Below are 26,101 nucleotides of genomic sequence, written 5' to 3'. Positions count from 1 at the left end.
TTATCCATCATACCCCAACTGTCGAGACGTGTCAATTTCTAGGGAAGCGTCGTACCTCGCGCCGCTTCTTAGAAAATTACGGTTTCATGAATTGGAATAAGTCCTGCTGCGCCTGCTGAATCAAACGACGGGTAATATGCCCTCCGACGGCGCCGGTATCCCGGGAGGCGATATAGCCCCAGTAATCCTCTTTGCCGTTGTATGCGGCCGCTCCCGTTTCTCCAAGCTCTCCGGCGAATTCCGTGTCGCCAGCGCCGAAAGCGCCACTGCGCCCCGGTCCGACCGGAAGCCCGAGCTCCGCCGCGATCTCATACTTCATAGCATCCAACGCCTTGTGCGAATCGGGCACGATTTGGCGTCGTTTCGCGGATCCTTTCGCCATGGCGGTTCACCTCCTCTGTTGGTGTACCGTTAGTATGGCTCGATGGGGTTCGCCCCACGATGCAAACATATTGTCATGCTTCGCAACATTTGTCCTTTATTCCGTAACCTCGTTGCCTTGCGCGTCGATTTCCACATATGCGCCTTTGACGGTCACGTACACATCGTTCGGATAATCGGCTTTCACCTTCACGCCGCGCCCTTCCCGAGGAACCTGAAGAAGATGATTTTTCGGAATTAGCGTATCCAGCTTCAAATCGACGCCGTCCGTCAAGTCGGGAACGCCGTTTTCCGGGTTGCTGTGTACATAGGCTTGACCCGTCCGAACGATGAACTCAGTCCCCATCTCCCCGAGCAGCATATGTCCGGGCTTTAGCCTGATGACGGTGTAAGGCACCCCTGCATCCTGCGCTTCGGCCAACTGGGCTTCCAGCGCTGCGATTCGTTCCTGCAGCCTCTGAACCGTTGCGCCGGTTCCGCCGACCGCCTCGCCGTTCAACGCGCGTTGAATTTGTTCATCCACATAGCTTTTCGTTACGACCGGATCTTCCGAAGAACCCGGTTGCCCCGCCGCCGGAATGCCGTTCGCGAGCGCCGTGATCATCGAGCCGATGCCAACGCCGCAGCAAATCGCCGCTACGGCTGCAGCCGTTTTTCCCCACTTCATTGCTTTCCTCTCCCTTGTCTTCTCTTGTTTCATAATCATAACGAACGTACCGCTGCAAGCGCCATAAGTTTTTTAGTAAAAAAACCGCCGGACGTTCCGGCGGCTTTTTTCATTAATTGAGCGTTTCCGTGTAAAACCAACGAAGCTGCTTGCTTGCGACAAGCACCTTGTTGCCCTCGTGCGATAAGTACACGTTCAATTTGTAAGTTTGGAAGCTGCTGATTTTCCGCATAATTTGGTCGTCCTCGAACGTAATCGTCAACGGAATTCTCGTTCCTTCGGAAAGTGCGTTCGTCGTTCCCTTCAATGCGTACTCCTTCGAATAGGTCGCTTTGTTCGTAAGCTGGTCGACAACTTCGAAAATGACCTTTTGGTCGGACGGAATAAATTCGTACGAATCGTCGTGTGTGAGCGTGTAATTGAATTTTAAATCGAACCCTTTATAAACGGTACTGTTTTCGAGGTTCAGATTGGTGATAATCGTATCCAACGACAACGTGCTGCCGCCGATATAGATGTCTTTCAGCGTCGTGTTGATCGACGATTCAACCGCAACTCGATAACCCGTAGGTTTATACAGCACTTGCTTCGCCGTATCGCCGGTACCGACCGCGACGCTTTGGCCGACGACCATCTGGAAGTTGTTCAAGTCGAACTCGTTCGGCAAATTGCCGAACGCCGCATACAGCGCTTTGCCGTTCGGGGAAATTTTCGAATCGACCTTCGTGAACGATAAGCTCGCCGTCGTTTCGTTGCCGTCGATCAAGTATCCGCCCAACTGCGCGACAGAAGCCGTACGTTTTTCCTGGTTCGTCAGTTCGAACACGCCATAGAAGCTTTTCCCGTCTTCGCTTTCGTTGACGACAGTGTCGACCACTTTGACGTTAGCCTTATTGCCCGTCGTTAAGATTGGATACGATACGTTCGTCGACTGCCTGCCTAGAGGAACGATCGTACCGCTCAGCTGAGAAAGCACCTTGCTCTGCTCCGCGCTGACGGCCTCGGTCAGAACGAACGCGATGCTGGCGATTTCGGACGAGTACGGCAAATTCGCAAACACCGCTAATTCGTACGTCCCCTGAGCCGGAACCGTGATTTTCGAATCGACCGTCGCCTTCGTGCCGTCCAGCTTGACGCTGTCCGCCATAAAGTAGCCGGACAAATTCGGAATGCTGATCGGCGCATTCGTCTTATTCGTAACGGTCAGCTCCGCCACCAGCATGTCGTCTTCGCCGTCCGGCACTCGGTGAATCGCCGTCAGCCTAACGTCGTATGCGCTGTGGCTGTAGACGGCGCCGCCGCCTTCGTTACCGTTAGCCGTCTGCCCGCTAATGCCGTACATGCCGATCGCGATGCCTTTCCCGTTTTGAGAAGCGGCATTCTTTACGATCAGTCTCAGGTCCTCCGCCGAATATGTGCTCGGAATCTCCCCGGTCAGCGTATAGTCCTGCTGTATGTTCGGGAACAATGTCGTTACCGTTTCGGAAGCTTTCAACGGGTATTGAACGCCGGCCGCGGTTTCCGCGTAGAAGCTTAAGTTCGCTGCATTGACCGGCACCGCGCCCGTATTTTTTAACGAGAACGGGATCATAATGCTCTTGGTGGCACTGCCCTGGTTAATGAAAGCCGCGCGCGTCTGCGATTCCATGATTTGCCCGTCGATATAAATCGGGACGGTTTGTCCGACCTTCGCCGGCGTGCTGGATTCGATCTTCGGCAGGGCGAACGCCCCGATCGGCACGATCGTCGTTTCGTCCGTTCCTTTCTTCGCGACGATCAACGTCAGCGGCTGTTTCGCGATATTGATTGGAATGGAGGCTTGCAGCGGAACGATTTTACGCTCCTTCGGCTCCAACGTCATTTCATTCGTAGTCGTCGTTACGGTGTACACCGACATATCGTCGGTTTGAATGTAAAATTGCAAATTATTGAGATTCATCGACCGAAGACTGACGTTCTCGAGTAAAAATTGCAGCGTCACGTTGACCGAGGCTGTGTCGCTCGTAACTAAGTGGCCCTTCAGCGCCGCTCGCAGATTCGCCCCGTCGTACGCCATGACTCTCGCCTTATATTCAGGCGTCTTCACTTGCGAATTCGGAATTTGCCCGATCGTGCCGAGCGTCCTTTCGAAGTTTGCCACTGAAAAATCCCAAGCGATTACGTCGAAGACAATGTCGGATATGTTCGTTTTCGTATCGATGACCGCGTAATACGTTAAATATGTAGTCGTTTTGGGGGCGACCTCTCGCTTCGACTCGTCCGCTTTGATCAATTTCGGTTGGAACTTCGCGCCTGCTTTGTTCCTAACCTTAACCCAATAATCCATCAAATCCAGCGATACGTTCCCGTTGTTCGTAATCGCCGCGGTGAACGACAACACCTTGCCTTGCTCTTGCATCAATACTTGAACATCATGGATGCGAAACGTCGACGTCGAGTTCAATTGCACCTGTTGGCTGCTGACCGGCACCTGCTCGGTAACGGCAGCTTCGGTCACCGACGGTCGGACGACAGATATCGATTGAAGCAATGAGAGCGCAACGAGGGTGTTGACGGTAAGCTTCGTCCATTGCATAGCTTCTAACCTCCTAGGCAGTCTACTATATATAACGTAATTTCTGCACAAGAAGTTGCTCGCCACGCAGAAAGTATCGGAAAAAGAAGAAAGAGAGCCCGGATGGGCTCTCTTCTTGAAAGAACTGAGACTTAAGGATTAGTTCGTGCGCGTTACGCGTACCGTTGCCGTTACGCCGTCAGCGTACTCGAGCGTTACGTCGAATGCTTCGTACTGCTCGATACCCGTTACAGCTGCGGAAGCCGTACCGTTGCCAGTGATCGTTACGGAGCCCGTTACCGGTGCTACGCGGATTGCAACAGTCGTGATTGCCGTGCCGTCGTCGAACGTTACATGGCCGTTAGCAGCCGTTTGCTTGCTTGCGCCGTATTGGTCTTTCGCCCATACGTCGTAAGTTGCGCCGTTGAGGATGTCGGCAACGTTGAAGGAGTTGGAGCTGATCGACAACGTCGTCTTAGCCGTGCCGTCCTTACCTTTGCCGGACTCAACGAACTTCACGGAAGCAACCTTCGGAGCTACTTTCGAGATCGTTACGTCTTGAGCAAGCTTCTCGCCCGTCTTGCTGATAACAACCGTTACCGGTACTACGACTTCCGTCTTATCGCCATAGGATACCGGCGAGGACGCGATGTTCAACGTGCTGTCGTATACGTCGCCGTTGACCGTAGCGTTCGTCAGAGCCGATACCGTGTACTCCGTACCAACATCCAACTGAACTTTGTTGCCGTCGCCGAGTACGCCGTAAACTTTAACAGCTTTGTCGTATGCAGCTGCGTTCGTCTTGCTTGCGCCAGCTTCATCGTAAACCGTACCGATGGAGTCTACCGAGTACGAAACGTACTCCGTGCCGTCCGTTACGCGAAGCGTTACGTCTGCAGCGCTGGAAGAGATTGCCGCACCGTTGTCGCCATGGAGCGTCAACGTCAGTTTCTCGGAACCTTTGCCAGTCGTGTCAAACGTGACAGTGGATACCGTCGTACCGTTCGAAACGATGGAAGTTGCTCCACCCAGAACGATAACATCGTTAGAGTTGCCCGCTGCGTATTGTTGCGCAACTTCGATTTTGCGGTCCGTGTCAGCGTCCAACCAAGCCTTCACGTCTGCGTCAGCCATAACGCGGCCGTACTGGTCTTCGATCGCCAGGTTCGTGTACGTCAACGTTACGCCCGTCTTGCCTGCTTTGTATGCTTTTGCGAAGTCTGCGTCTACGCCGCGGATAAGCGTCGGTACAGCTGCGTCCTTCACTTCGAGCGTCAACGTCTTGATGTTGTAGCTCGACGTTTGAGCCATAACCGTTACATAGCCTTTAGCCGTGAACTTCGAAGCCGGGATCTCGATTTGAACGATGCCGTCTTTCTCAACGAAAGCGTTCGTGAGGTCGCCGTTAACGTTCACTTTAACGCCCTTCGTAGCGTGGTTCAACGTGCTCAGGTTCGTGATCGCGTTGCCTTGCTTGTCGAATACTTCGACTGCTACATACGCCTTCTCGCCAACATATACGGATCCCGGGCTGATCAGGTTGATCGTGTCAGCGCGAGCTGCTTCGGATACCGTGATGTTGAAGGATGCGTTCTTACCCGTCGTGTTGGAGATCAACGTAACGTTGTTCTGGCCAACCTTGATGCCTGCTGCCGGAGCATCGATGCGAACGACCGTCTTGTCGACGCCGTCGATCGAGAGCGTTTCGAAGTCTGCGTACGTCGTGCCGCCGGACGTGATGTCGCGAACGTCGACAACCGTGTTGTTCGACTGGCTCAGAACGAGGTCGCTTTCCAAACGCGTCAGGTTGGAAACCGGGTTGCCGTATTGGTCCTTCGCTTCTACTACGAGGTAGAATGCGTCCGTACCAAGGTTCGTGTCTTCATCCAAAGACTTGTTGTCTTTGTTGTACAGACCCGTGATCGCAACGTCGCCTACGCGAGCTTGTGCGACAACCGTGAACTGTTGAACTGCGGACGTAGCCGTCGACGGGTGGATCAACGTAACTGCTACTACGTCGTTCAGCTTGTAGTTGCCCGTGATTTCAACTTGCTTCGCCGAAGCGTTGACCGTACCGATGTTCGTCGTCAAGGACGTCGTCTTCGTGATGTCCTCGCCGTACTGGTTCGATACTACGTACGGGATTGCAAGGTCGTCGATGCCGTCGGAGTCAAGCTCCGTCAGCGGTGCGTTCGTTGCTTTGAACTCGATCTTCGCTACTTTCTCGTTTTCAGCCGTGAAAGAGGAAGTCAGGTCCGTTGCGCTTACGCCGCCAACCGTAACCGTGTACTCGCCTTCGGACAGCTTGCTGCTCAGTTCGAGCGTTACTGTCTTCTTGTCTTCGGAAACGGACTTGCTAGCTACGTTCAGCGAGATCGTGCCTTTCTTAACCGTGAACGTTGCTTTCGACTCGTCGATTGCCGCGCCGAATTTCACTTCGATCTTCTTCGCGCCTACCGGCGTTGCCGTTGCTGCTGCAACTACTTCGTCTTCTTCGCCGATAACCGCGTATGCCGAGTAGCTCGACTCTACGAGGATTTCGCGGGAAGCCGGTGCAGTGTAGTCGTCTTGCTCTGCGATCAGACCAGCTTCGATCGCTGCTGCAACATAAGGAGCTGCCCAAGGATCCGTGCCAGCAACCGTTGCGGATGCGTCTACGTCAAGATCAAGAGCTTCTACAATGATCTTAGCGAGTTCTTGGATCGTTACGTTAGCAGACGGATCGAATACGCCGTTGCCGCGACCTTCGAGGATGCCAGCTTTCGTAGCTGCGCCGATGTAACCAGCCGCCCACTCAGCGTCCTTCAGATCTTTGTAAACGGAAGCTGCCGATGCGTCTTGGTCAAGGCCGAGAAGCAACGCAACGATTTTCGCTGCTTGCGCGCGAGTCATGTTTTGGTCGAGGTGTGCTTGACCGTCCGGGAAGCCCTCGAAGATGCCTGCTTCAACAAGCGCTTGATATTTTTCTTCAGCCGTTTGCGGAGTAGCCGCGAATGCTGTAGCGGAGAATGCCGAGAATGCTACGGATGCTGCGAGAAGCAGCGATAAACCTTTTTTCATAACCTTTTTTTCTCCTCCTCGAATTACGTTCGGTGTGTGAGAATTTCTTTTAATGGAATAGCTCGATTCCCTCATCGCCGATTCACCCCCTTTCCAAGGTTGAGCGTTACTTTCCTATTAGGAAGTCTGCAACATTACAAACAAAAATTGCTGCTGCAGAAACTAGTAAACAAGGTTGCTAGACACTAAAACCACTTTACAATTATACATTGGTGAGCATGTACCGTAAAGAGGGGATTGTGAAATTGTTCCAACCTAACCCTCTGCCGGTCGACTCACCGCCCGAAACGGCGGTTCCCGTCTCGGTTTCAACATATTAAACGCATGGTTTCGCGAAAAGTTGCGATGATCTGTAAAACTTTTTTCGCTTCTTTTCTGCGTTGCAGCCCGGTATTGCTTGCCGGCTACGAAACATAGTATATCTCGATCTATCACTTTCGTCTATCACTTAAGATTTTCCATGAAAGCGGACCTTGCTTTCATAATTGAAAAACGGCGCCCTCTCGCGGGCGCCGCTTCATCCACCGTTGTTATTTCGGAATTTTGCCGAGCGATTTCATAATACGGATTATGACCGCAGCCGCTTGATCCCGCGTGAACGTCGTTTTCGGTTCGAACCGGTATGTCGGTTTTCTTTGGCCTTGCAGCGTAACGTTCTCCAAGCCTACGATATAGCCTTCGTCGACGACCGCCGCCACGGAAGCGCGCGAATATTGGTTGATCTCGTTCGCGTCCGTGAATTCCTTCTGCAAGTCCTTCAGCAATTTCGTTTGATCCGTGTCGAGCTTCAAATTGGCCGCCCGCGCGATCATGACGGCGGCGTCTTCCCGCGTAATGCTGCCGTTCGGTTCGAATCTTCCGTTCTCTTTGCCGCGGATGATGCCGGCGCGCGCTGCCGTCTCGATATACTTATAGTTATATATTCTGAAGTTCAGCAAATCGACCATCGGCACGTCGGTGAACGTCAATCCGCCGCCGTAGTTGAGCGGAATGTCGAACGCCTTCACGAGCAATGTGGCGAATTCGCCTCGAGTCATGACGTCGAACGGGCGGAACCAGCTGTTCTCTTTGTTCATCATCATGCCCTTGGAGTACAGAATGTCGAGTTCGTCTCGCGCCCATTCGTGCGTAATGACATCATTAAAGCTTTGGTCCATGTACATGACCTGATAATATCCGAATCGTTGGAACGGTACAGTAATTGTATTTCGGTTCGAGTCGACCTTCCCGCCGACGTTATGCCAGCCCCAAACGAGGTTCCCATAAGCGTCTTCCTGGGCGTCGTAATGGAATACGGTGACGTATTTCCAGCCATCGTTCCGAATGTTCCTATTATATTGAAGCGTCAATGTGCCCGCCGCCGTAGGCACGACTTGGTCCTCTGGGTTTCGGTTGTAGAACCGCGTGCCGTCGTATGGCTGCTGGCCGCTTCCGCGCATCGCGTCTTCGTAATCGTTCGTGTTCTCCTGAATGAAGCCGGCGTCGATCCAGAACATCGGGCTGGCTGCGCTGAACCGTTCCCGCTCCGTGCTGCCGAGACGGGAGATCGCGGCCGGGTCCGGCACCGGATGTCTGATTTTATCGAGTCTTCCGTCCGTATCATTCGCAATGCCTATCAGAATTTGCCTCTCCGACGTTATGAATTGATTCGCCGCGTCGGGGTCGTTCCGGCGCAGTTGCGCATTATTCGGGAACGTCAACGATAACTGTTTATTGAAGGCTTCCACCTTCTTGCCGATCGGAGCTTTGTACATCGCCCCTTCGGCCGTCGTATTGACGTTATTGACGATCACCTGAGCTTGGATCTGCTCGGTGCCCCGATAGATCGTAAATTTGACGGTGTTTTTCCCGCTCTTTAAATTTCGAACTTCGTACGTGTATGTGTCCTCGGCCGTCTCGACCGCATCTTCTTTATTAAAGACGATTCGATCCGAACCTTCCGCCTCGATGATCAACTCCACGAAGTTCGAGTTGATGTTCGCTTGGTCGATACCGTCGGCGTTTTTCGCGAATATCGGCAAAACCAACACATACGGCACCACTTCCCGGCGAATCGTTACCGTGTAGAACACTTGAATGCCGGATCCGTTCGTGATCGAGAATATGAACGTCGTGTTCCCCATCGGCGCCAAATCGAACACCGCGGTCGTGAAATCCGCATTGTCGGGGACCGCCATGCTGCTCGTACCCGCATCAGGTCCTCCGACGACCTCGATATTCATGGCCGTCGCATTTCTTACTCTCCCCGAAAACTGAACGGTCGATTCGTTCGTGGCGTATGTATTCGCGACGTTGGTCGTCTTATAGTCGTCGCGCCCCGCCGTCTCGACAGGCGTCATGCTCACGAAGCTCGGGATCGGCACCGTCGCCACGAAGAGGTTCAACGTTTGCTCTGTAACTCTCGTCGTTTTCGTCGTATCGCTGTACACGATCACCTTGAGCGTGTTGGAGCCTTCCTTCATTCTCCTCTCCGTGGCGGCGGATACGACCGGCGCCGTCAATTGGAAGGAGAAGATGTTGCCCGAAGTCGTGACGCCGCTCGCAACCACAATATCATTGAGGACGATATCCAGCTGGTTCGTGCCCTGCGGAATATTCGCCATCCGCACATTGACCGTTTTCGGGAAATCGGCGCCGGTCAACGTTTGGGCATCGTATAGATTTTGGAAAATAACGTACGGCGCTGCCGAAACGCTCAAGCTATAGCTTTTCCCGTTCGCCGCGTATTCCGTAGGTCCTGGACCAGTAAAAGGAGAGAAGCTAATGTCGTAATCGCCCAAAGGCAGAACGGAAGCACCCGTGCCGGTGAACGTAAATTCGGCCACGCCGCCGACGATCGACGTATCCGATTGAAGCACGGTGTTCCCGCGCTTCATATCGACCCGGTTCGTGTTGGCGCTCACGCGTACCCGGAACGTGATCGGATGCTCGTTCACTTGCGTCAGGGACGGGGACTCGCCCATGCGGACGTAAACTGAACCGTTCCCCAAACTGCGTTCCGCATAATCCACGTAAGGCGCCGCAGGATCTTGATACGTTACGCCGAACGTAGAACCGGTGACCGCGGGACCGCCGGCGCTGAATGCGAAGTCGATCGTCCGATTCCGTCCCGTGCCGCCTTGGTTGAGATCGAATGCGACGTCGTCCGAGAAATCGAACACGACATAATTGCCGCCGACCGGCGTCCAATCGGCATTGATCGGCAAGTTGTTCGTCGCCTGGCCGTCATTGGTGTTGTCCATATCGAGCGTGAACGTACGCCCTAACACCGTCAGCGTGTTGTATTGCAAGTTATTCGACGCGTCCAAATTGACTTTGATCTTGCCTGTCAACGCCACGGACGTGCTGGTGACCGTCGGTCCGAGAAGCAGCGTCTTATCGCCGGCCGGCGTACCGGTATCGTTGACGATCATCGAGAAGGCGAACGGTCCGCCGTTATCATAGACGAGCGTCCGATCCAGCCGATACGTACGCGTCGAGTTCGCCGCAACGAACGTGATCAGGTTGTCCCCCGGCTTCAGCTGCATATCCACGGAGGTGGAGCGGCCCTCCAAGTCGCCCGTCAGCGTAAATCCGCCGGTTTGGTCGACGCCTGCGACGATCTCTGTCGAGGAGCCGTTCAGGTAAGCGCTGAGCGTCGTGGCGTTGGGCGCCGCGCCCGTAATAACCGCTAGCGAATTCAACTGGGGATTGGCAGGAAATATCCGATTGCCGGAGAACGCCACATTATTGACCTTCAGGTCGGAAATCGTCGCCACCGACGAGGAATACACCCAGCCCGGACCAAAACGATTCCCTTCCAGCAGAACGGTGATCATGTTCAGCCCTTCGGTCAACGGCACTGCCCTGATCGTATGCAGCACCGAAGAAGTGCCGACCGGCTGCGGGTTCGCCCTTACGGTGGTCGCTTGCTTGGTGACGGTATTATAGATTTCTACCTGCATGCTCGCCTTCTGAGCGGGCGTGACGTCCTGCAGCGTGACGTCCACATCGATCGTTCTCGTCGTAACCGTGAAAATATTGCCGTCGCTCGCGGGGGGATTGTTCCCCGGCGTATCTTCTACATATAAGTTCGTAATCGTAACCACCAGCGCCGCCGATGCCGTGCCCATCGGAAGCAGCCCCGTCAACAGCGTCATCACCAATGCGATTTGTAACCACGGTAGCTTCAAGCGTTGCAAACCAATTCCTCCTTCGAATGCTTAAATCGCTTTATGTCGTTCGTTCTTCGCCTGCCTCGGTCGTTCGGTAGCTCCCCTTTCGTTCGGCACCTGGCGGCTTTCCTACAAAGATAGTGTCGCGATCAGTGCATAAAGTTTCATATATTCCAATATATCGGCAAACGGGTGTCCAAACTTAATAAACACGGACAGCCAAAAAAAGGGACCCTCCCTCGATAACGCTGTAAAAACGACAAAAACGCCCGCCTGAAATGGCGAGCGTTTCGAATATAAAACTTATTTTAAGGATAACAGACGCTGCACGAGATGGATGATCGGACGGCGCGTTTTGTGAACGATGCCGATCAGTTCCGCACCGATCTGCAGCACGAGCAGCGTGACCGCGATGACGATTAATGCGACCCACTGCGCGACCGTCGACAGCAAAATGGCGCTGAGCGCGAACATGGCCGCGATGCCGTAAATGGCCAGCACCGAATTGCGGTGGCCGAGGCCGAGCTGCAACAGGCAATGATGCAGGTGATTTTTGTCCGCGGCCGAAATCGGCTGCTTGTTGACCGCGCGGCGCACGATCGCGAAGAACGTATCCGACAGCGGTACGCCGAGAATAAAGATCGGCACGACGAAGGAAACGAGCGTGGCCTGCTTAAAGCCGAGCACCGACAAGGACGCTAGCGTAAAGCCGAGGAACAGCGCGCCGGAGTCGCCCATGAAAATTTTCGCCGGATGGAAGTTAAAGAATAGGAAGCCGAGAATGCTCCCGAGCAGCACTGCGCTAAGCGCCGCGACCGTCACGTTGTTCATCAGCAGCGCCAGCACGAAGATCGTGCCCGTCGCGATGGCGGATACGCCCGCCGCGAGGCCGTCCAAGCCGTCGATCAAATTGATCGCGTTCGTCACGCCGACGATCCAGAAAATCGTAATCGGGATCGCAAGCCAACCCATATTCGCCCCGTCGCCGAACGGCAGGTTGACGAAATCGACCTTCACGCCGAACGATACGACGACGCCCGCTGCGGCGATTTGGCCGAGCAGCTTCACCTTCGGCGACAAATCGAACCGGTCGTCCAGCGCGCCTACGATCGTTACGATCGTCCCTCCGAGCAGAAGGCCCCAAATGACATGCGATTTCTCGCCGCTGACGAGCGGCAGCACGACAAGCAGAGCGACCATAAACGCCAAATAAATCGCGAGACCGCCGAGACGCGGCATGATCCGCGTATGTACCTTCCGCTGGTTCGGCGCGTCGACGGCGCCTACCTTGAAGGCGAATCGTTTGACGAGCGGCGTGAACGCCAGCGCCGCTAATAGCGCCGCGGCAAACCCGAGCAAATATGCGTAGTCCATTTCTGTTCCCTTCCACCCCTTTGAAAGCTGACATTGCCCATTATACTCCTGCCGATTTCCGTTTACTAGCGCGAGAAAAGGCGGTTTTCACCGGTTTGCGCCGTTTTCAGTTCGTTTTCATAACGTACCCGATCAGAAAACGACGCATACGTTACTTTTCGCCGCGAAGCATCACTTTTACTGCGAATTTCGGCAAAACCAGCATGCGCCTCCATCGAGTCGGTTCCTGCAGAAGCCTGTACAACCATTCCAGCTTCGCCCGCTGCATCCAACCCGGCGCCCGTTTCAGCCTGCCCGACATGACGTCGAAGCTGCCGCCTACGCCGATCATGACGGGGACGCCCAACCGATCGCGGTATTTGCCGATCCAAGGATCCTGCGTGTGCACGGACCGCCCGACCAACAGCAGATCGGGAGCCGCGTCGGCGATGTCCTTGACGACTTCGTCATCCTCCGCCGGACCGAAAAATCCGTTGCGGCACCCGACGACGCGCAGTCCGGGATACTCGCTCAAGATTTTATCGCGAGCCGCCTCGATCGTCTCCTGCGTCGTGCCCAGCAAATAGACGCTCCAGCGTTCCTCGCTGCCGACTCGGAACAGCTCCTGCACGAGATCGTACCCGGCGACGCGCTCCTTCACCGGCTTCCCGAGACGGGCGGCCGCCCATACGAGACCCGCTCCGTCCGGCACGACGAGGTCCGCCTGCCGCAGCATGCGCATGAAGCTCTCGTCCTCGAAGCCCGTCATGAACATGATCGGGTTCGCCGTCACCACTTGGGTGACGCGCCGCTCGCGCACCGCGTCCGCCAGGTAAGCGACCGTTTCCCGCATTCCCATTTTCGAGACGTCGACCCCGAAGAGCGTGACCGTCTCCAATTTCGCTTTCGCTGCTCTGTTTTCCATATTAGACCAACCTTATATACGCATTTCGCTGAAAATTTGTTGCGCCGGTTTTCGGGAATCTTGCTGCATCGTTTCGATCGCGTCCCGCTTTTCCTCGTTCCAAGCAGTTTTCCCTTGTTCCAGCGTTCGTAAAACCGCATCCGCGAGCGCCGCCGGATCGAGCGTCTCGGTGTCGCCGACCGGCCGTTCGCCGAGCCGCTTCATGAATTGATCGATCTTCGGATCGTACGATACGGCGATCGGCGGCACGCCGGCGGTGGCGGCGTAGATCAGCGAATGAAGCCGCATGCCGATCAGCGCGTCGCAAGCGGCGACCTCTCGAAGCATGTCGCTCGGATGTTCGGTGCCGGGGTGGAGTTCCAGCCGATCCCGGGGGACGCCGAGGGCGGCCAGCTTCGCCGCCGTCTCCTCGGAGGCCTGCTTGTCCGACGGCAGATGGAACGGCAGCAGCGCGACGCGCACGTCGGGCCGCGCCCGCAGCACGGCCGCGAGCCCTTCGGCGACGGCCGCGAGCTCCCGGCGGTCGTCCCGCCAATATCGAAGCGATAAGCCGATGCGCGGTTCCTCGCCGGGGGACGCAGGGCGCCGTTCAAGCGCCAAGCCCATCCCCATCACCGGATCCGGCACGACGTCGATGCGCGCCGGCGCGACGCCGAACGAAGCGACGAGTTCCTTCGACTCTTCGTCCCGAACGGAAATATACCGGCAGGCGTCGAAGGCGGCGCGGACCATCGGGCCGAACCGGCCGCGGTCGCGGATCGGGCCGACGCCTTGGGCGTAAATATAGGTAGGTACGCGGAGCCAGCGGGCCAGGCGCAGAACGCCTAAGTAATACAGCATGGACTTCGCGCTCGTCACGTCCTGCAGCAGGCTGCCGCCTCCGCTGATCAGCGCATCGGCGCGCCGAAGGGCGCCGAGCAGCGCGAACGGGCGCATCCGGTGCACCGCTTCGACTCCGTGCAGGCGGCTCGTCTCTTCCGGCGCGCCCGACAGCACGACGATGCGCGCCTCGACGCCGGCCTCGCGAGCTTCGTGCCGCAGCGCCGTCACGATCGCGTGGAGCACCGCTTCGTCCCCGCTGTTGCGGAACCCGTAATATCCGGAAACCGCTATGGTTTTAACGCGCTGCCCCATCGTGCCCATCCTTTCTCAAACAGCTTCCATACCGCGATCAAGACGAGCCCGATCAGCAGGCCGAACAACAATCCGTACCCGACGCGAATGAGCGAGATGGTCAGCGGCGTGTGCAGATGCGCGAACGTATCGACCATCGACAGCTGCCCGATGGAGCCGAGCGCGATTAGCGCCATGCCCAGTCGTTTGCGCGCGGAAGCCGCCAAATACACGCCTAATACGAAGATCGGATGCGCGAACAAGAATTCTTTCGTGCGCGGCCGGACGCCGAGCGCATCCTGAAGCGCGTCTCGGAACGCCCGCTCCAATCCGGTCGTCGTCCCGGCATTGCCCGTGCGGGACAAATAGTACATCACCGCGGCTCCGGCGACGGCCGCCGCAGCGACCCAAAGCACCGTGACGTTCAGCATGAGGAACGACCGCACCCGGCGCAGCACGCCGCGAAGGCTTGTCTCCCCATGGAAGAAGCAGACGTAAGCGAACGCGAACGCGATCGGAGCCAGATGAAGCAGGCTGACGCCGCGGTATTGGCGCAGCACATACAAATAAGTAATATGATCGAGCAATCCGACGATGTAGGCGATGCCGATGAACGAGATCGCCGACGCGCCCGCCAGCAGCTTAACGGCCAGCGCGACGGGCTTGTCCCCGCGCTCGCCGCTTTCCGCGGCCCGCCGGACGGCGTACAGCGTCGCAAGCGTCGCCGACGCGATGCCGACGCCGAGGGCGAGGCCCTGCGACAATAGCGTCGTCGACAGAACGAGCAGTCCGGCGGAGCCGACGAGGCCGACGGCGAATGCCGGCAGCAGCAGCAGCGGAAAGAAGGCGCCGATCAGCAGCGCGATCAGCGCGACCGCGCCGAGCACGATCATCGCCTTCAGCGCCATAGAAACGGCGCCGGGGAGTCCCGCGTCCGCACGGAACGGCTCGGCAGCGCCCAGCGTGAAGCCGTTATCGCGAATGCGTGCCAGCGCGCCGTTCTCGCCTTCCAGACTTTTGACCAAATTGCCAACCGTGTCCTTCCGAATTCCGAGCGAAGTGTCCAAGGAGGCGGCCGTATTCAAAAAGATCATGCGGATGTTGCGGTCCTGCGCCGCAAGCGCGAACCGATCCGCCAAATCTTCCGGCGCCATGGACGACATGTTCGCCGGCAGCGAATGCAGCCGGACGACGTTGTAATTCGTCAAATGCGCCAGCTTGCCGAGCCCGACTTGCGGCTTCGCCATTTCGATCGTGGCCAGTCCGATGCCGTACTTGTTCATCAGCTCCGCCATAGCGGTCAGCGACTTCAGCTCCGGGTCGTCCGTCGCGCCCGTGACCGAACCGCCCTCGAAGACGATGCGCGTCACGCCGTGCGCCGCGAGGCGGGCCAGCAGCTCGTCCATGCGAGCCGCGTCGAACGGCTGCCATTGATCGCTCAGTCGAACGACGAGATGAAAACCGAGCGCCTGCAGCTCGGACATTGTAATCGGGTCGGGATCGAGCGCCTGCAGCATCGCCTCGTCCTTCGGCATCGAAATTTCGATGCCGGGAATATCGCCGTAGCTCCACGGCGCGATATCGACCCCTAGCCGTTCGAACGCGCCTTCGACGATCGGCCGAATGATCTCCTGCGACGCCTCGCCGAGGAAGAGCACGTACGTGCTCTTCTCGTTGGCGGCCAGGCGGAATTCGGTGAGCATCGCCGCTTCCGCGGACGAGAGCGTCTGCACGCGCCCGCTCAGCTCGAGCTCGCGGAGCGTGCTCTCGTACACCGCCATCGAATGTACGCCGGCCGCCTTCAGTTCCAAGAGCCGCTCGAGCGTATATTCCGAAGGCTTGCTTCGATACGACGCGACCTCGAGCAGGTCCCGGTAATCGAACACGAATTCGACGCGGTCGGCCGTCTGCTCTACGCCATGGCGGACGAAGGCGAACGGAATCGACGCGAGGACGCCGGCGATCGCCAGCGTCCACAGCGCCAGCTTCGCGCCGCGCCCCCATTTTTCAAACAAAGACAGCAAATCGAACACTCCTCAATACGCGTAATGGTCGGCGAATCGTTACACCGCCGCGTCCACTCGGGACATGACGGCGCCGGTCACCGCGTCAAGCTTCGCGCGGGCGTCTTCCGCGCTTTCGCCTCGCACCGCAAAGTACATCTTGATCTTCGGCTCGGTGCCGGACGGACGCAGGCAGAACCACGAGCCGTCCTCCAAAATATATTTCAGCACGTTCTCCAGCGGCAGCCCGTGCACGTCCTCCAAATAGTCGAGCCGCTGCGTCACGGCGAGGCCGGCGGCGTCGGCCGGCGGATTCGCCCGCCAATCGTCCATCAAGGCGCGCATTTTTTCGAGGCCGTCTTTCCCTTTCAACGTGCGCGACTGCAAGCTCTCCAAATAGTGCCCATGGCGCTCGTACAGCTTCTCCAGCACGTCGTACAGCGTCAACCCCTGACGCTTATAATAGACGGCCGCTTCCGCCACGAGCAGGGAAGCGACGACGGCGTCTTTGTCGCGCGCGTAGTTGCCCGCCAGATAGCCGTAGCTCTCTTCGTAGCCGAAGACGAACGACGCTTCGCCGGTCCGCTCGAACTGCGTCATCTTCTCCCCGATGTATTTGAAGCCGGTGAGCGTGTTCAGCACCTTCGCGCCGTAATGCTGCGCGACCACGGCGCCGAGCTCGCTCGTGACGATCGTCTTGATGACGACCGGATTCGGCGGCATCGCGTTCCGGGCGGTCAGGCTCGAGAGCAAGTACTCCGTCAACACGGCGCCGGTCTGGTTGCCGTTCAGCACGACGTACGCGCCGCTGCGGTCTTTCACGACGGCGCCGACCCGGTCGCAGTCCGGATCCGTGCCGAGCAGCAGCTCCGCGCCCGTCTTCTCCGCCATGGCGATCGCCAGCGCGAACGCCTCCCGCTCCTCGGGGTTCGGCGACTTGACCGTCGAGAAGCGCGGATCCGGCAGCTCCTGCTCCGGCACGACGACGACGTCCTCGAAGCCGGCCGCGGCGAGCGCCGCGCGCACCGGCACATTGCCGGCGCCATGCAGCGGGGTGTAAATGACGCTCACCTTCACGCCTTCGGCCGCAGCCTCCTTGACCAGCCCCGGGTTCGGGCTCGCGCCGACGACCGCGTTGATATAGGCGTCGTCGATGTCCTTGCCGATCCACGCGAGCAGACCGGCCGCTTCCGCCTCGCCGCGCTCCATGCGCGCGATGTCGTCGAACGATGCGACGCGGGCGATTTCCGCCATCACTCGCTCCGCCGTCTCGGGAACGAGCTGGCCGCCGTCAGAGCCGTACACTTTGTAACCGTTATATTCGGGCGGGTTGTGGGACGCCGTAATGACGATGCCCGCCGTCGCGCCGAGCTTGCGCACGGCGAAGCTCAGCTCCGGCGTCGGGCGGAGCCCCTCGAACACGTACGCCTTCACGCCGTTGCCCGCCAGCACGAGCGCCGCCTCGAGCGCGAATTCCGGAGACATGAACCGGGAATCGTGAGCGATCGCGACCGAGCCGTTGTCTCCGGCGACGGAACGCACATACTGCGCCAAGCCTTGCGTCGCTTTCGCCACCGTGTATCGGTTCATCCGGTTCGTGCCCGCGCCGATAACGCCGCGAAGTCCGCCCGTGCCGAATTCGAGATCCCGATAAAACCGATCCTCGATCTCCTTCGTCTGCCCTTCCAGGCCCCGAAGCTCTTCTTTGGTCGCCTCGTCGATGTTCGGGTCGTTCAACCACCGTTGATAAGCCTCTTCGAAGCTGCGAATGGTCATAAGAATCCCCTCTCCCTTTCTAACGGTATTTTCTATGTAATCAAATTGCGGATTTACGCGATTGCCGTCATACCTTTTGCAGCGAGAACATCAGCTCGGCCTCGGCGACCGTCTTTCCGTCGACGGTAGCGACGCCCGTTCCTTTGCCGATGGAGCCCTTCCACCGCGTGATTTGCACTTCGAGGCGCAGCGTATCGCCCGGAACGACCATGCCGCGAAATCTCGCGTTATCGATACCCGCGAAGAAGCCGATTTTGTCCTTGTTCTCTTCGACGCTGAGCAGCGCCACCGTGCCGACCTGCGCCAACGCCTCGATGATCAGTACGCCGGGCATGACCGGAAACTGCGGGAAGTGGCCGACGAAATACGGCTCGTTCATCGAAACGTTCTTGAGGCCGACGGCGCGGGTCCCCGCTTCGACCTCCAAAATGCGGTCCACCAATAAAAACGGCGGGCGATGCGGGATGATCTCTTGAATTTGTCTGGCGTCGAGCATAATCCATCCTCCTTCGGATACAATAACCAATGTCCCTTCGCTCGTCTGCAGCGGCGAAGGTTCACATAAGAGGGCGCCAGACCGTCCTGAAGCGGCGTGCTGGCGCCCTTTTCTTTCCTTGCCCCCACCATTATACCGTTCCGAAATGGAAAAAAAAACTCCCTCCAGAACCCCGGAGGGAGTGAGAAACGCGCTTAGCGCTCTGCGAATACGAGATCGATCATATGCTTCCAGGTTTCCCATTTCAGCACGTCCGCCGGATTGCCGCCTCCGAACTCTACATACCCGATCCGCAGCCCGATGTATGCCCCGATAATCAGCAATACGGGAAATATTGAGAGTCTGACGAGCCGGAGCGCGATCCGCGCGCCTTTCGGCAGCGGCTTTCGCTTCGGCTTCGACTGCTTTCCGTTCGTCATGCGTTTCACACCTTGGACTTGCCGCTATGCGCGCAAGTTATTCGTTAAGCTCATCATCGTATCGCTGGACGTAATCGCCCTAGCATTCAGTTGGTACGCCCGCTGCACGGTCATGAGCTCTGTCATTTCGTCCGTCAAATCGACGTTGGACTGCTCGAGAAAGCCTTGGCGAACGGCCACCTTCGTCGATTCGTTCGCGTTGTTCGTCGCAAGGTCCAGCACTTCTAAAATTCCGTCCACCGCCGCGTCCGGAGGCAGCACGAACTGATTCTGGCCGTGATTGATCAGCACTTGCGGCCGAAGCGTGCGGAGCACCTTCAGCTGACCGAACGCTTCCGGCTCCGCTTCCGGGTTCGCTTGATTCGTCCCGTACACGAAGCCCTGCTCGTCGATCCGGATCGAGTAATTCGGCGGCACCATAATCGGGCCGTCGTCGATGCCCCGCACCCGCTCCCCTTGTTTCGTCGTAAGCAACATCATGTCCGGAACCGCCGGGTCGTAGCTCAATTGGAACGAACCGTCCCGGGTCCACGCGATCTCCGGATTGCCGTCCGCGTCGACGCTCGTCCGCTCGATTTCGAACAAGCCGTTGCCCTCGATGCCGAGATCGAGCGGCTCGCCCGTCGAGATGAGCGCCGCCTGGGCGAGGTTCATTTCGACTTGGCCGATTTTCGCGCCCCAGCCTTGCGGGAAGCCGAGCGGCGTCAAGCGGCCCGCCTGAGCGAAGCCGGGCGGCTGCTGATACACGTTCGTCAAAATGTCCTGGAACGACGCCTCGCGGCGCTTGTACCCGGTCGTGTTGACATTCGCGATGTTGTGGGAGATTACATCCAGTTTTTGCTGAATCGACTGCATCGATACGAACGCACTAATCATGGAACGGTTCATACGCGTCCTACCTCGTTCACGGCCTTCTCCAGGCTCTTATCGTAAAACTGCACGACGCGTTGGTTCGTCTCGTACGCCCGCTGCGCCGCCATCAAATCGATCGTCGTTTGGACCGGGTCGACGTTGGACCGCTCCACGAAGCCTTGGAACACCTGCACGTCGTCCTCCGGCGCGACCGCCCCGGGGAGCTCGTCCCCTTCCGGAAGCCGGAAGTTGCCGTTCCCTTCGCGAATCAGGCGGTTCGGGTTGTCGATCCGGGCGATCAGGAACGAAATCGGCAGCCCGTTCTCGTCCGTCAGCGGGCCGCCCGACACCCCGTCGATCAGCTCGCCGGACGAGGTGATCTTCACCTCGGCGACGTTCTGGTCGAACCGAATCGGCCGGCGCTCGGCGTCGAGCACGAGATGCCCTTCGGACGTCACCAGCTGGCCGGCGGCGTCGATCGTAAATTTGCCGTTCCGCGTGTACTTCTCATCCCCGGAGCTTGTCCGCACCGCGAACATCGCTTGGGGCTGGAACTGCACCTCGCCGTCCGGCGACACGAACTTGCCGGCGGCGTCGAAGGCGACGCCCGGGACACCGATGTTCGACACGATCGCGAAGTCGGACCAATCTTTCGTCTCCATCAGATCGCCCTGCAAATACAATGCCGGCGCTTCCTCGGCGAACACGCCCGTATTCAGCCGCCCGACGCTCGACACGACCGCGTTCGTGCCGTCGCCGCCGCCCATCAGGGAAATGAGCATCTCCGGGAACGAACGCTGCACCGCGTTGTTCGCTTTGTAGCCCGGCGTATTCAAGTTGGCGATGTTGTTCGTCACCGTATCGTGCCGGCGCTGATTCGCGATCATACCGGCAGCGGCCGTATTCAATCCACGCAGCATTCGCGTACCTCTCCCCTTCGGGTTATTGGCGTTTGCGCGACACCTTGTCCAAATTGTCGAGCATGACGCCCGTTCCTTTGACGACGCAATGCATCGGGTCTTCCGCGATCAGCACCGGTACCTTGAGCTCGTCCATCATCAATTGATCGAGCCCGTGCAGCAACGCGCCGCCTCCGGTCAAAATGACGCCCCGATCGATAATGTCCGCGGACAATTCCGGCGGCGTCCGCTCCAGCACCGTCTTGGCCGATGCGACGATCGACGCGACCGGCTCCCACAGCGCTTCCCGCACCTCTTGGGAACGGATCGTAATCGTGAGCGGCAGCCCGCTGACCATATCGCGGCCGCGGATATCGATCTCCTCTTGGCGTCCCAGCGGATGGACCGAACCGATTTTCACCTTGATGTCCTCGCTGGTCCGCTCGCCGATCAACAGCTTGTATTTATCTTTAATATATTTCATTATGGCCGCATCGAACTTGTCCCCTGCAACCTTAATAGAAGAGGCGGTTACGATATCGCCCATCGACAAGACGGCTACGTCCGTCGTGCCTCCGCCGATATCGACCACCATGTTGCCGCTGGGTTGGAAAATATCCATGCCCGCGCCGACCGCCGCCGCTTTCGGTTCCTCTTCCAGGAACACCTCTTTTGCCCCGCTGCGTTCAGCAGCTTCTTGAATGGCCTTTTTTTCGACGGAGGTGATGTTGGTAGGGGCGCAAATCAAGATCCGGGGGTGGCTGTACCAGCGTTTGCCGCCCACCCGGCTAATGAAATGCTTCAACATCATCTCCGTGATTTCGAAATCCGCGATCACTCCGTCTTTCAACGGACGCACCGCGACGATATTGCCCGGGGTACGGCCGACCATGCGTCTCGCTTCCTCGCCTACGGCAAGCACGCGTTTCGTCTCGCTTTCGATCGCGACGACGGAAGGTTCGTCAAGGACGACCCCGCGCCCTTTGACGTGAATGAGAACGTTGGCCGTCCCCAAATCAATACCGATATCTTTGCCAAACATCCAAGAATCCTCCTCACGGCGTTCCCGCGGCTAACGGGACGAAGCACCGATGCACCATATTAAGCACGTTAACTATAAGAATATTCGCTGCAAAATGGCAAAATCCTTTTTTGGGAGTTGGGAAACTTAGATACTTGGTGAAAAAAGGAGCGAACGTTCCTACGGGCGTTAAGAACGTCCGGTCAGAGCGGGAGCCGGCTTCTGCTTCGTCTTCTTATATTTGATCTTCGTGGCTTCTCCTCCGCGCAGGTGGCGGATGGATTTGTGATACTCCAAGATCGTCTTCACCTGGTTGGCCAGCTCCGGATTGATTTCCGGCAGACGTTCGGTGAGATCCTTGTGCACCGTGCTTTTCGACACGCCGAATTCTTTCGCGATCGTACGAACCGTGTTTTTCGTTTCGACAATGCTGCGCCCGATTTTGATCGTTCGCTCCTTAATGTAATCGTGCACACCCCTCGCCTCCCTGTGATCGAGATGTTTGGTACAGTATATTGAGGGGCTTACACACTTATTCTTTAAAGCCAAGCCTGACAAGCTCAACTTGACGCATTATTTTCATTTTTCTCGTAATCGGGTCCGTTTCGCACAAAAAACGCGGCGCCTATGCGGCGCCGCGCCAATCGCTTTATTGCTCGATGTAATCTTCCGGGTTGACGGGCTTGCCGTTCTCCCACACTTCGAAGTGGACGTGGTTGCCGAGATCCTTCTCGAGCTCGTTGCGTCCGGACTTCGCGATCAACTCGCCCTTGGCCACTTGGTCCCCTTGCGCGACCTGCACTTGATCGACGCTGGAGTACACCGTGCTGAGGCCGTTCTCGTGCTTGATCTCGATTAGATGACCGACGATCGGCACTTGCTCGACACGAGTGACCGTGCCGCTCATCGCCGCGAGCACGTCGAACGCTTCGTTGTTCGGGCTCGCAAGGTCGATGCCGTAGTGCGGCGTGAACGTATCGCCGTATTCGACCATCGCCGCTTGGTTATCTTCGTTCGTGTTGTTCACGTCGAAGAACCCAAGGATGACTTCCAAACTGCCGTGATCTTGCACCGGCCAGCCGAGCGTCTCCGCTTCCGCCGTAACCGCTACCGCGTCCGGGCCTTGCGTTTCGCCGGACACGTCGCCGGTGACGTCGAGATTCATCTGATCCTCGTTCACCGCGGTCGAGTTTTGATCCTGATACACCCACATCAGCGTTAGGATGATTGCCGCAGCCGCCAGATAGGTAGCCGGGAACACCCACTTTTTACCGAGCAGTCGCTTCCAGAACGAAGCCTGCGCTCTTGGCCCTTCGACAGGACGGGAAGATGGGTTTTGCTCCCCCTGCAAAGGTTGAATCTTGTTTTCATCCTTCATTTCTATCACCTCACTAGCCATTGTTGCCAGCGCAACCCCTTTTATACACGGCCTCGCGGGGTGATAGAAAAAATATTTTAGAGACGGCTCGCCCGTTTTGCTAGATCGTCGTCCAGCGGTTCGATCTTCACGCCCGTATAATAATGAAGCAAAATCTCCTCCGCGGTTTTCCCTTGTTTGGCCATTCCGTTCGCTCCCCATTGGCTCATGCCGACGCCGTGCCCGTAGCCCTCGGTCCGGAATTCTACGAGCCCGTCCCGCACCGTCCACTTGAAATCGGTCGAGGCGAGTCCGAGCTTCTCGCGCACCTCCCTGCCGGTGAACGTTCGGCCGGCGATTCGAACCGACAATACGCGCCCGCTCTCCGACGACTCGAGGAGCGTCATCTTCGGCGCCGCGGCGGATCCTTTGAGCCCTAGCTTCTTGTACAGCTCCTGGTAAGGAACCGTCACTTTCCGTTCGTAATTCGGGGCATACATAGCGTCCCACGGCGATTCGACGCTGCGCAAATACGGCAACATCGCCTGCCAGTACGATTCCGAGTTTTCGGTATACCCGTTGCTCGTCGAAAAGAAAGCCGCTTGGATCGGTTCGCCATCGTACGTTAAGATAAGCCCTGCGGTTTCGTTCACCGCCTGCGTCAGCTTGTCTAAGTTCCGCGCATAGGCGAACCAACCCCACTTTGCCCGGAGCGCCTCTTCCGTAATATACGCTTGATGCGCTACCGTATCGGTGACGATCGCCCCTTGCGCCTCCGGCGGCATATCGTCCGCCCCTCCGGCCGCCAGCCGGCGCGCCAAATACGTCCGCGCGGCGATCGCCTGCGCTTTGAGCGCTTCGAGCTCGAAATCCGCCGGCATTTCGGCCGCAAGCACGCCCCGAACATATTGCTCCAGCGGTACCTTCACCACTTCCTTCCGCCCCGTGACGAACACCGGGACGACGATGGACGCGCTCGCCTCGTCCTCTACGATCTGTTCCTTCGGCTGCAGCGGCGCGATGACGGCCGGCTCCCACGCTTCGAAGCGATTTACTAGAATGCCTGGAATCACAAGCATGGCCGAAACCAAGGCCGCGACGCCCGCGGCGCCCCACAGCGCGGTTCGCCGCTTCCGCCGCATACGGCTTCCGGATATACGCATGATGGTCAGCCTCCCGTTCTGTCGCTACTATTCTATGAACGTCGGCTCCCTGCTAGAACCCCTGCATAAAGACAAAAAAGCGAGCCCGATGGCTCGCTTCCGTTGATGTATTGGTTGGTTGTCGAACGGGTTTACGCCAGAGACGGCGATATTTGCGGCGAGAAGAACGGTACGCCCTTCTCCTCTTCCACGATCGCCGCGGCCGCTTCGACTCGCTCGATGTCTGCGCCGAGACGACGCAGCTTGCCGGTAATGTCGACGTAGCCGCGGTCCAGGTGATGAAGCCCGGTCAGCTCCGTCTCGCCATCCGCCGCCAGCGCCGCCAAGATCAGCGCCGCGCCCGCGCGAAGATCCGTCGCGCACACCTTCGCCCCTTTCAGGGCGGCGTTGCCTTTGATAACCGCGGTGCGGCCGTCGACCTTGATCTGCGCGTTCATGCTCTTGAACTCGGCGACGTGCATGAACCGGTTTTCGAATACGGTTTCCGTAATGATGCTGGTGCCGTCCGACACGAGCAGCAGCGCCATCATTTGCGCCTGCATATCGGTCGGAAACCCGGGATACGGCAACGTTTTAATATCGACCGATTTCAACGCGCCGCCGGAACGAACGCGGATGCCGTTCTCGTCTTCCTCGACGACGACGCCCATCTCCTGCAGCTTCGAAATCACCGGCGTCAAATGGTCGGCGATCGCGCCTTCGACATAGACGTCGCCGCGCGTAATCGCCGCCGCGATCATGTACGTTCCAGCCTCGACGCGGTCGGGAATGACGGTGTGCGTCACGCCGTGAAGCGCGTCGACGCCTTCGATTCGAATCATCCCGGTGCCCGCTCCGCGCACTTTCGCGCCCATCGCGTTCAAGAAATTCGCCAAGTCGACGATTTCGGGCTCCTTCGCGGCGTTCTCGATCGTCGTGACGCCCTCGGCGAGCGCCGCGGCCATCATGATGTTTTCCGTAGCGCCGACGCTGGCGACGTCCAGGTAAATTTTCGCGCCCTGAAGCCGTTTTCCATTCGTCCGCGCTTCGATATACCCTTGGCCGAGGTCGATCTCGGCGCCCATCGCTTCGAATCCTTTCAGATGCTGGTCGATGGGTCTCGTACCGATCGCGCAGCCGCCGGGAAGCGCAATGCGCGCATACCCCGTGCGGGCGAGCAACGGACCCATGACCAAGAAGGAAGCTCTCATTTTGCGCACAAGCTCGTAAGGGGCTTCGCTCTTTGTCAGCTGCGATGCGGTTATGTAAATCGTCTCGTCTTTGTAACGAATGTTTACCCCAAGAGCGTGCAGCACTTGACTAATTGTAATGACATCGTCCAAAGGCGGCGCATCATGAATGCGGCACTCGCCCTCGGCGGCCAAAATCGAGGCAGCGATGATCGGCAATACGGCGTTCTTCGCACCGCTCACTTTCACTTTGCCGTGAAGACGGTTGCCCCCGCGGATCAAAATTTTGCTCATACGTTCGTTCCCTCCGCGTTTTCCGCTCTGTAGAAACGGCATAGCCGAACTTCGCCGAAAGCATGACAAAATTCGACGTGTTTCTGCACGCTGCTTTCCAGTTTAGCATCAGCCAACGCCTGAAACAACTGTTAGTTTTCTACAGTATTCGTTAGGGTCTTTCGATTTATGACGGTTGTACTACTTATTGTTAACAAACATTTTCGTTCCTATTCCGAAGCGTAGAAATCCGCCTCTCATCGCAGCGTCCAACCGATATAATCGAAGAGAAACGCGGAAAACTGACGGCCGACGATCACGGCGAGCAGCACGTGCAGCAGCTTCGCCTGCCGACTGCCCGGCACCGCGACGAACCGGTCGAACCGGAGCGCCTGCAGCGCCCACCAACTGATATAAATGCTTCCCAGCGAAATCGCCGCTTTGGCCAATGTTTCCGCCACGCGAA

At 57.7% G+C, this 26,101-nt stretch carries 20 protein-coding genes; all 20 read right to left on the bottom strand.

All coding sequences use genetic code 11. The features are described from left to right. Positions 1–76 precede the first annotated feature (76 nt). Positions 77–382: an alpha/beta-type small acid-soluble spore protein gene (locus VE009_RS21050; RefSeq protein WP_325011085.1), complete on the bottom strand. Its 306-nt coding sequence runs from the start codon at positions 380–382 to the stop codon at positions 77–79. 96 nt (positions 383–478) lie between these two features. Next, the gene (locus VE009_RS21045; RefSeq protein ID WP_325011083.1) at positions 479–1,048 is read right to left on the bottom strand and encodes a hypothetical protein; all 570 of its coding nucleotides are present in this window, start codon (positions 1,046–1,048) and stop codon (positions 479–481) included. A 112-nt stretch (positions 1,049–1,160) separates the two neighbouring features. Further along, positions 1,161–3,623, bottom strand: a complete 2,463-nt coding sequence (locus VE009_RS21040; protein ID WP_325011081.1) for a hypothetical protein — start codon at positions 3,621–3,623, stop codon at positions 1,161–1,163. 138 nt (positions 3,624–3,761) lie between these two features. After that, positions 3,762–6,662 carry an S-layer homology domain-containing protein gene (locus VE009_RS21035; RefSeq protein ID WP_325011079.1) on the bottom strand — a complete coding sequence of 967 codons (2,901 nt, stop codon included), beginning with the start codon at positions 6,660–6,662 and terminating at the stop codon, positions 3,762–3,764. A 530-nt stretch (positions 6,663–7,192) separates the two neighbouring features. Then, positions 7,193–10,843 carry an S-layer homology domain-containing protein gene (locus VE009_RS21030; protein ID WP_325011077.1) on the bottom strand — a complete coding sequence of 1,217 codons (3,651 nt, stop codon included), beginning with the start codon at positions 10,841–10,843 and terminating at the stop codon, positions 7,193–7,195. A 276-nt stretch (positions 10,844–11,119) separates the two neighbouring features. Beyond that, positions 11,120–12,190: an MraY family glycosyltransferase gene (locus VE009_RS21025; RefSeq protein ID WP_325011075.1), complete on the bottom strand. Its 1,071-nt coding sequence runs from the start codon at positions 12,188–12,190 to the stop codon at positions 11,120–11,122. A gap of 151 nt (positions 12,191–12,341) precedes the next feature. Further along, positions 12,342–13,094: a WecB/TagA/CpsF family glycosyltransferase gene (locus VE009_RS21020; RefSeq protein WP_325011073.1), complete on the bottom strand. Its 753-nt coding sequence runs from the start codon at positions 13,092–13,094 to the stop codon at positions 12,342–12,344. Positions 13,095–13,106: 12 nt separating this feature from the next. Further along, positions 13,107–14,228: a polysaccharide pyruvyl transferase CsaB gene (gene csaB / locus VE009_RS21015; protein WP_325011071.1), complete on the bottom strand. Its 1,122-nt coding sequence runs from the start codon at positions 14,226–14,228 to the stop codon at positions 13,107–13,109. Next, the gene (locus tag VE009_RS21010) at positions 14,204–16,231 is read right to left on the bottom strand and encodes a DUF5693 family protein (RefSeq protein WP_325011069.1); all 2,028 of its coding nucleotides are present in this window, start codon (positions 16,229–16,231) and stop codon (positions 14,204–14,206) included. The genes csaB and VE009_RS21010 overlap by 25 nt, the downstream gene beginning before the upstream one ends. Before the next feature lie 39 nt (positions 16,232–16,270). Continuing rightward, the gene (locus VE009_RS21005; protein WP_325011067.1) at positions 16,271–17,986 is read right to left on the bottom strand and encodes a phospho-sugar mutase; all 1,716 of its coding nucleotides are present in this window, start codon (positions 17,984–17,986) and stop codon (positions 16,271–16,273) included. Positions 17,987–18,053: 67 nt separating this feature from the next. After that, a complete protein-coding gene (gene fabZ, locus VE009_RS21000) occupies positions 18,054–18,482 on the bottom strand; it encodes a 3-hydroxyacyl-ACP dehydratase FabZ (protein ID WP_325011065.1) in 429 nt (142 codons plus the stop codon). Positions 18,483–18,676: 194 nt separating this feature from the next. Beyond that, the gene (locus tag VE009_RS20995; protein ID WP_325011063.1) at positions 18,677–18,901 is read right to left on the bottom strand and encodes a DNA-directed RNA polymerase subunit beta; all 225 of its coding nucleotides are present in this window, start codon (positions 18,899–18,901) and stop codon (positions 18,677–18,679) included. A gap of 24 nt (positions 18,902–18,925) precedes the next feature. Continuing rightward, positions 18,926–19,789 carry a flagellar hook-basal body protein gene (locus VE009_RS20990; RefSeq protein ID WP_325011061.1) on the bottom strand — a complete coding sequence of 288 codons (864 nt, stop codon included), beginning with the start codon at positions 19,787–19,789 and terminating at the stop codon, positions 18,926–18,928. After that, a complete protein-coding gene (locus VE009_RS20985; protein WP_325011059.1) occupies positions 19,786–20,673 on the bottom strand; it encodes a flagellar hook-basal body protein in 888 nt (295 codons plus the stop codon). Before VE009_RS20985 ends, VE009_RS20990 begins: the two co-directional genes overlap by 4 nt. A gap of 22 nt (positions 20,674–20,695) precedes the next feature. Beyond that, a complete protein-coding gene (locus VE009_RS20980) occupies positions 20,696–21,694 on the bottom strand; it encodes a rod shape-determining protein (protein ID WP_325011058.1) in 999 nt (332 codons plus the stop codon). A 168-nt stretch (positions 21,695–21,862) separates the two neighbouring features. Then, a complete protein-coding gene (spoIIID, locus tag VE009_RS20975) occupies positions 21,863–22,147 on the bottom strand; it encodes a sporulation transcriptional regulator SpoIIID (RefSeq protein WP_325011055.1) in 285 nt (94 codons plus the stop codon). A 175-nt stretch (positions 22,148–22,322) separates the two neighbouring features. Then, positions 22,323–23,051 carry a M23 family metallopeptidase gene (locus tag VE009_RS20970; protein WP_325011053.1) on the bottom strand — a complete coding sequence of 243 codons (729 nt, stop codon included), beginning with the start codon at positions 23,049–23,051 and terminating at the stop codon, positions 22,323–22,325. 77 nt (positions 23,052–23,128) lie between these two features. Beyond that, entirely contained in the window at positions 23,129–24,193 is a 1,065-nt protein-coding gene (spoIID, locus tag VE009_RS20965) for a stage II sporulation protein D (protein WP_325011052.1), read from the bottom strand. Between the two features lie 131 nt (positions 24,194–24,324). Next, on the bottom strand, positions 24,325–25,656 hold the full coding sequence (gene murA, locus VE009_RS20960; protein ID WP_325011050.1) for a UDP-N-acetylglucosamine 1-carboxyvinyltransferase: 1,332 nt from the start codon (positions 25,654–25,656) through the stop codon (positions 24,325–24,327). Positions 25,657–25,892: 236 nt separating this feature from the next. Beyond that, positions 25,893–26,096: a DUF1146 family protein gene (locus VE009_RS20955; RefSeq protein ID WP_325011048.1), complete on the bottom strand. Its 204-nt coding sequence runs from the start codon at positions 26,094–26,096 to the stop codon at positions 25,893–25,895. Positions 26,097–26,101 lie beyond the last annotated feature (5 nt).

Source organism: Paenibacillus sp., assembly GCF_035645195.1.
In the GTDB taxonomy this organism is placed as follows: Bacteria; Bacillota; Bacilli; order Paenibacillales; family YIM-B00363; genus Paenibacillus_AE.
Note: the sequence above shows the minus strand (reverse complement) of the source record. Positions and strands in the feature narration are given on the sequence as shown.

Coding starts and splice junctions, on each gene's coding strand:
- VE009_RS20980 (WP_325011058.1), bottom strand. CDS start 21,694: ATGTTTGGCAAAGATATCGGTATTGATTTGGGGACGGCCAACGTTCTC.
- fabZ (WP_325011065.1), bottom strand. CDS start 18,482: ATGCTCGACGCCAGACAAATTCAAGAGATCATCCCGCATCGCCCGCCG.
- csaB (WP_325011071.1), bottom strand. CDS start 14,228: ATGGGGCAGCGCGTTAAAACCATAGCGGTTTCCGGATATTACGGGTTC.
- VE009_RS21020 (WP_325011073.1), bottom strand. CDS start 13,094: ATGGAAAACAGAGCAGCGAAAGCGAAATTGGAGACGGTCACGCTCTTC.
- VE009_RS20970 (WP_325011053.1), bottom strand. CDS start 23,051: ATGAAGGATGAAAACAAGATTCAACCTTTGCAGGGGGAGCAAAACCCA.
- murA (WP_325011050.1), bottom strand. CDS start 25,656: ATGAGCAAAATTTTGATCCGCGGGGGCAACCGTCTTCACGGCAAAGTG.
- VE009_RS21025 (WP_325011075.1), bottom strand. CDS start 12,190: ATGGACTACGCATATTTGCTCGGGTTTGCCGCGGCGCTATTAGCGGCG.
- VE009_RS21050 (WP_325011085.1), bottom strand. CDS start 382: ATGGCGAAAGGATCCGCGAAACGACGCCAAATCGTGCCCGATTCGCAC.
- VE009_RS21040 (WP_325011081.1), bottom strand. CDS start 3,623: ATGCAATGGACGAAGCTTACCGTCAACACCCTCGTTGCGCTCTCATTG.
- VE009_RS21045 (WP_325011083.1), bottom strand. CDS start 1,048: ATGAAGTGGGGAAAAACGGCTGCAGCCGTAGCGGCGATTTGCTGCGGC.
- VE009_RS20995 (WP_325011063.1), bottom strand. CDS start 18,901: ATGACGAACGGAAAGCAGTCGAAGCCGAAGCGAAAGCCGCTGCCGAAA.
- VE009_RS20985 (WP_325011059.1), bottom strand. CDS start 20,673: ATGCTGCGTGGATTGAATACGGCCGCTGCCGGTATGATCGCGAATCAG.
- VE009_RS21035 (WP_325011079.1), bottom strand. CDS start 6,662: ATGAAAAAAGGTTTATCGCTGCTTCTCGCAGCATCCGTAGCATTCTCG.
- VE009_RS20990 (WP_325011061.1), bottom strand. CDS start 19,789: ATGAACCGTTCCATGATTAGTGCGTTCGTATCGATGCAGTCGATTCAG.
- VE009_RS21005 (WP_325011067.1), bottom strand. CDS start 17,986: ATGACCATTCGCAGCTTCGAAGAGGCTTATCAACGGTGGTTGAACGAC.
- spoIID (WP_325011052.1), bottom strand. CDS start 24,193: ATGCGTATATCCGGAAGCCGTATGCGGCGGAAGCGGCGAACCGCGCTG.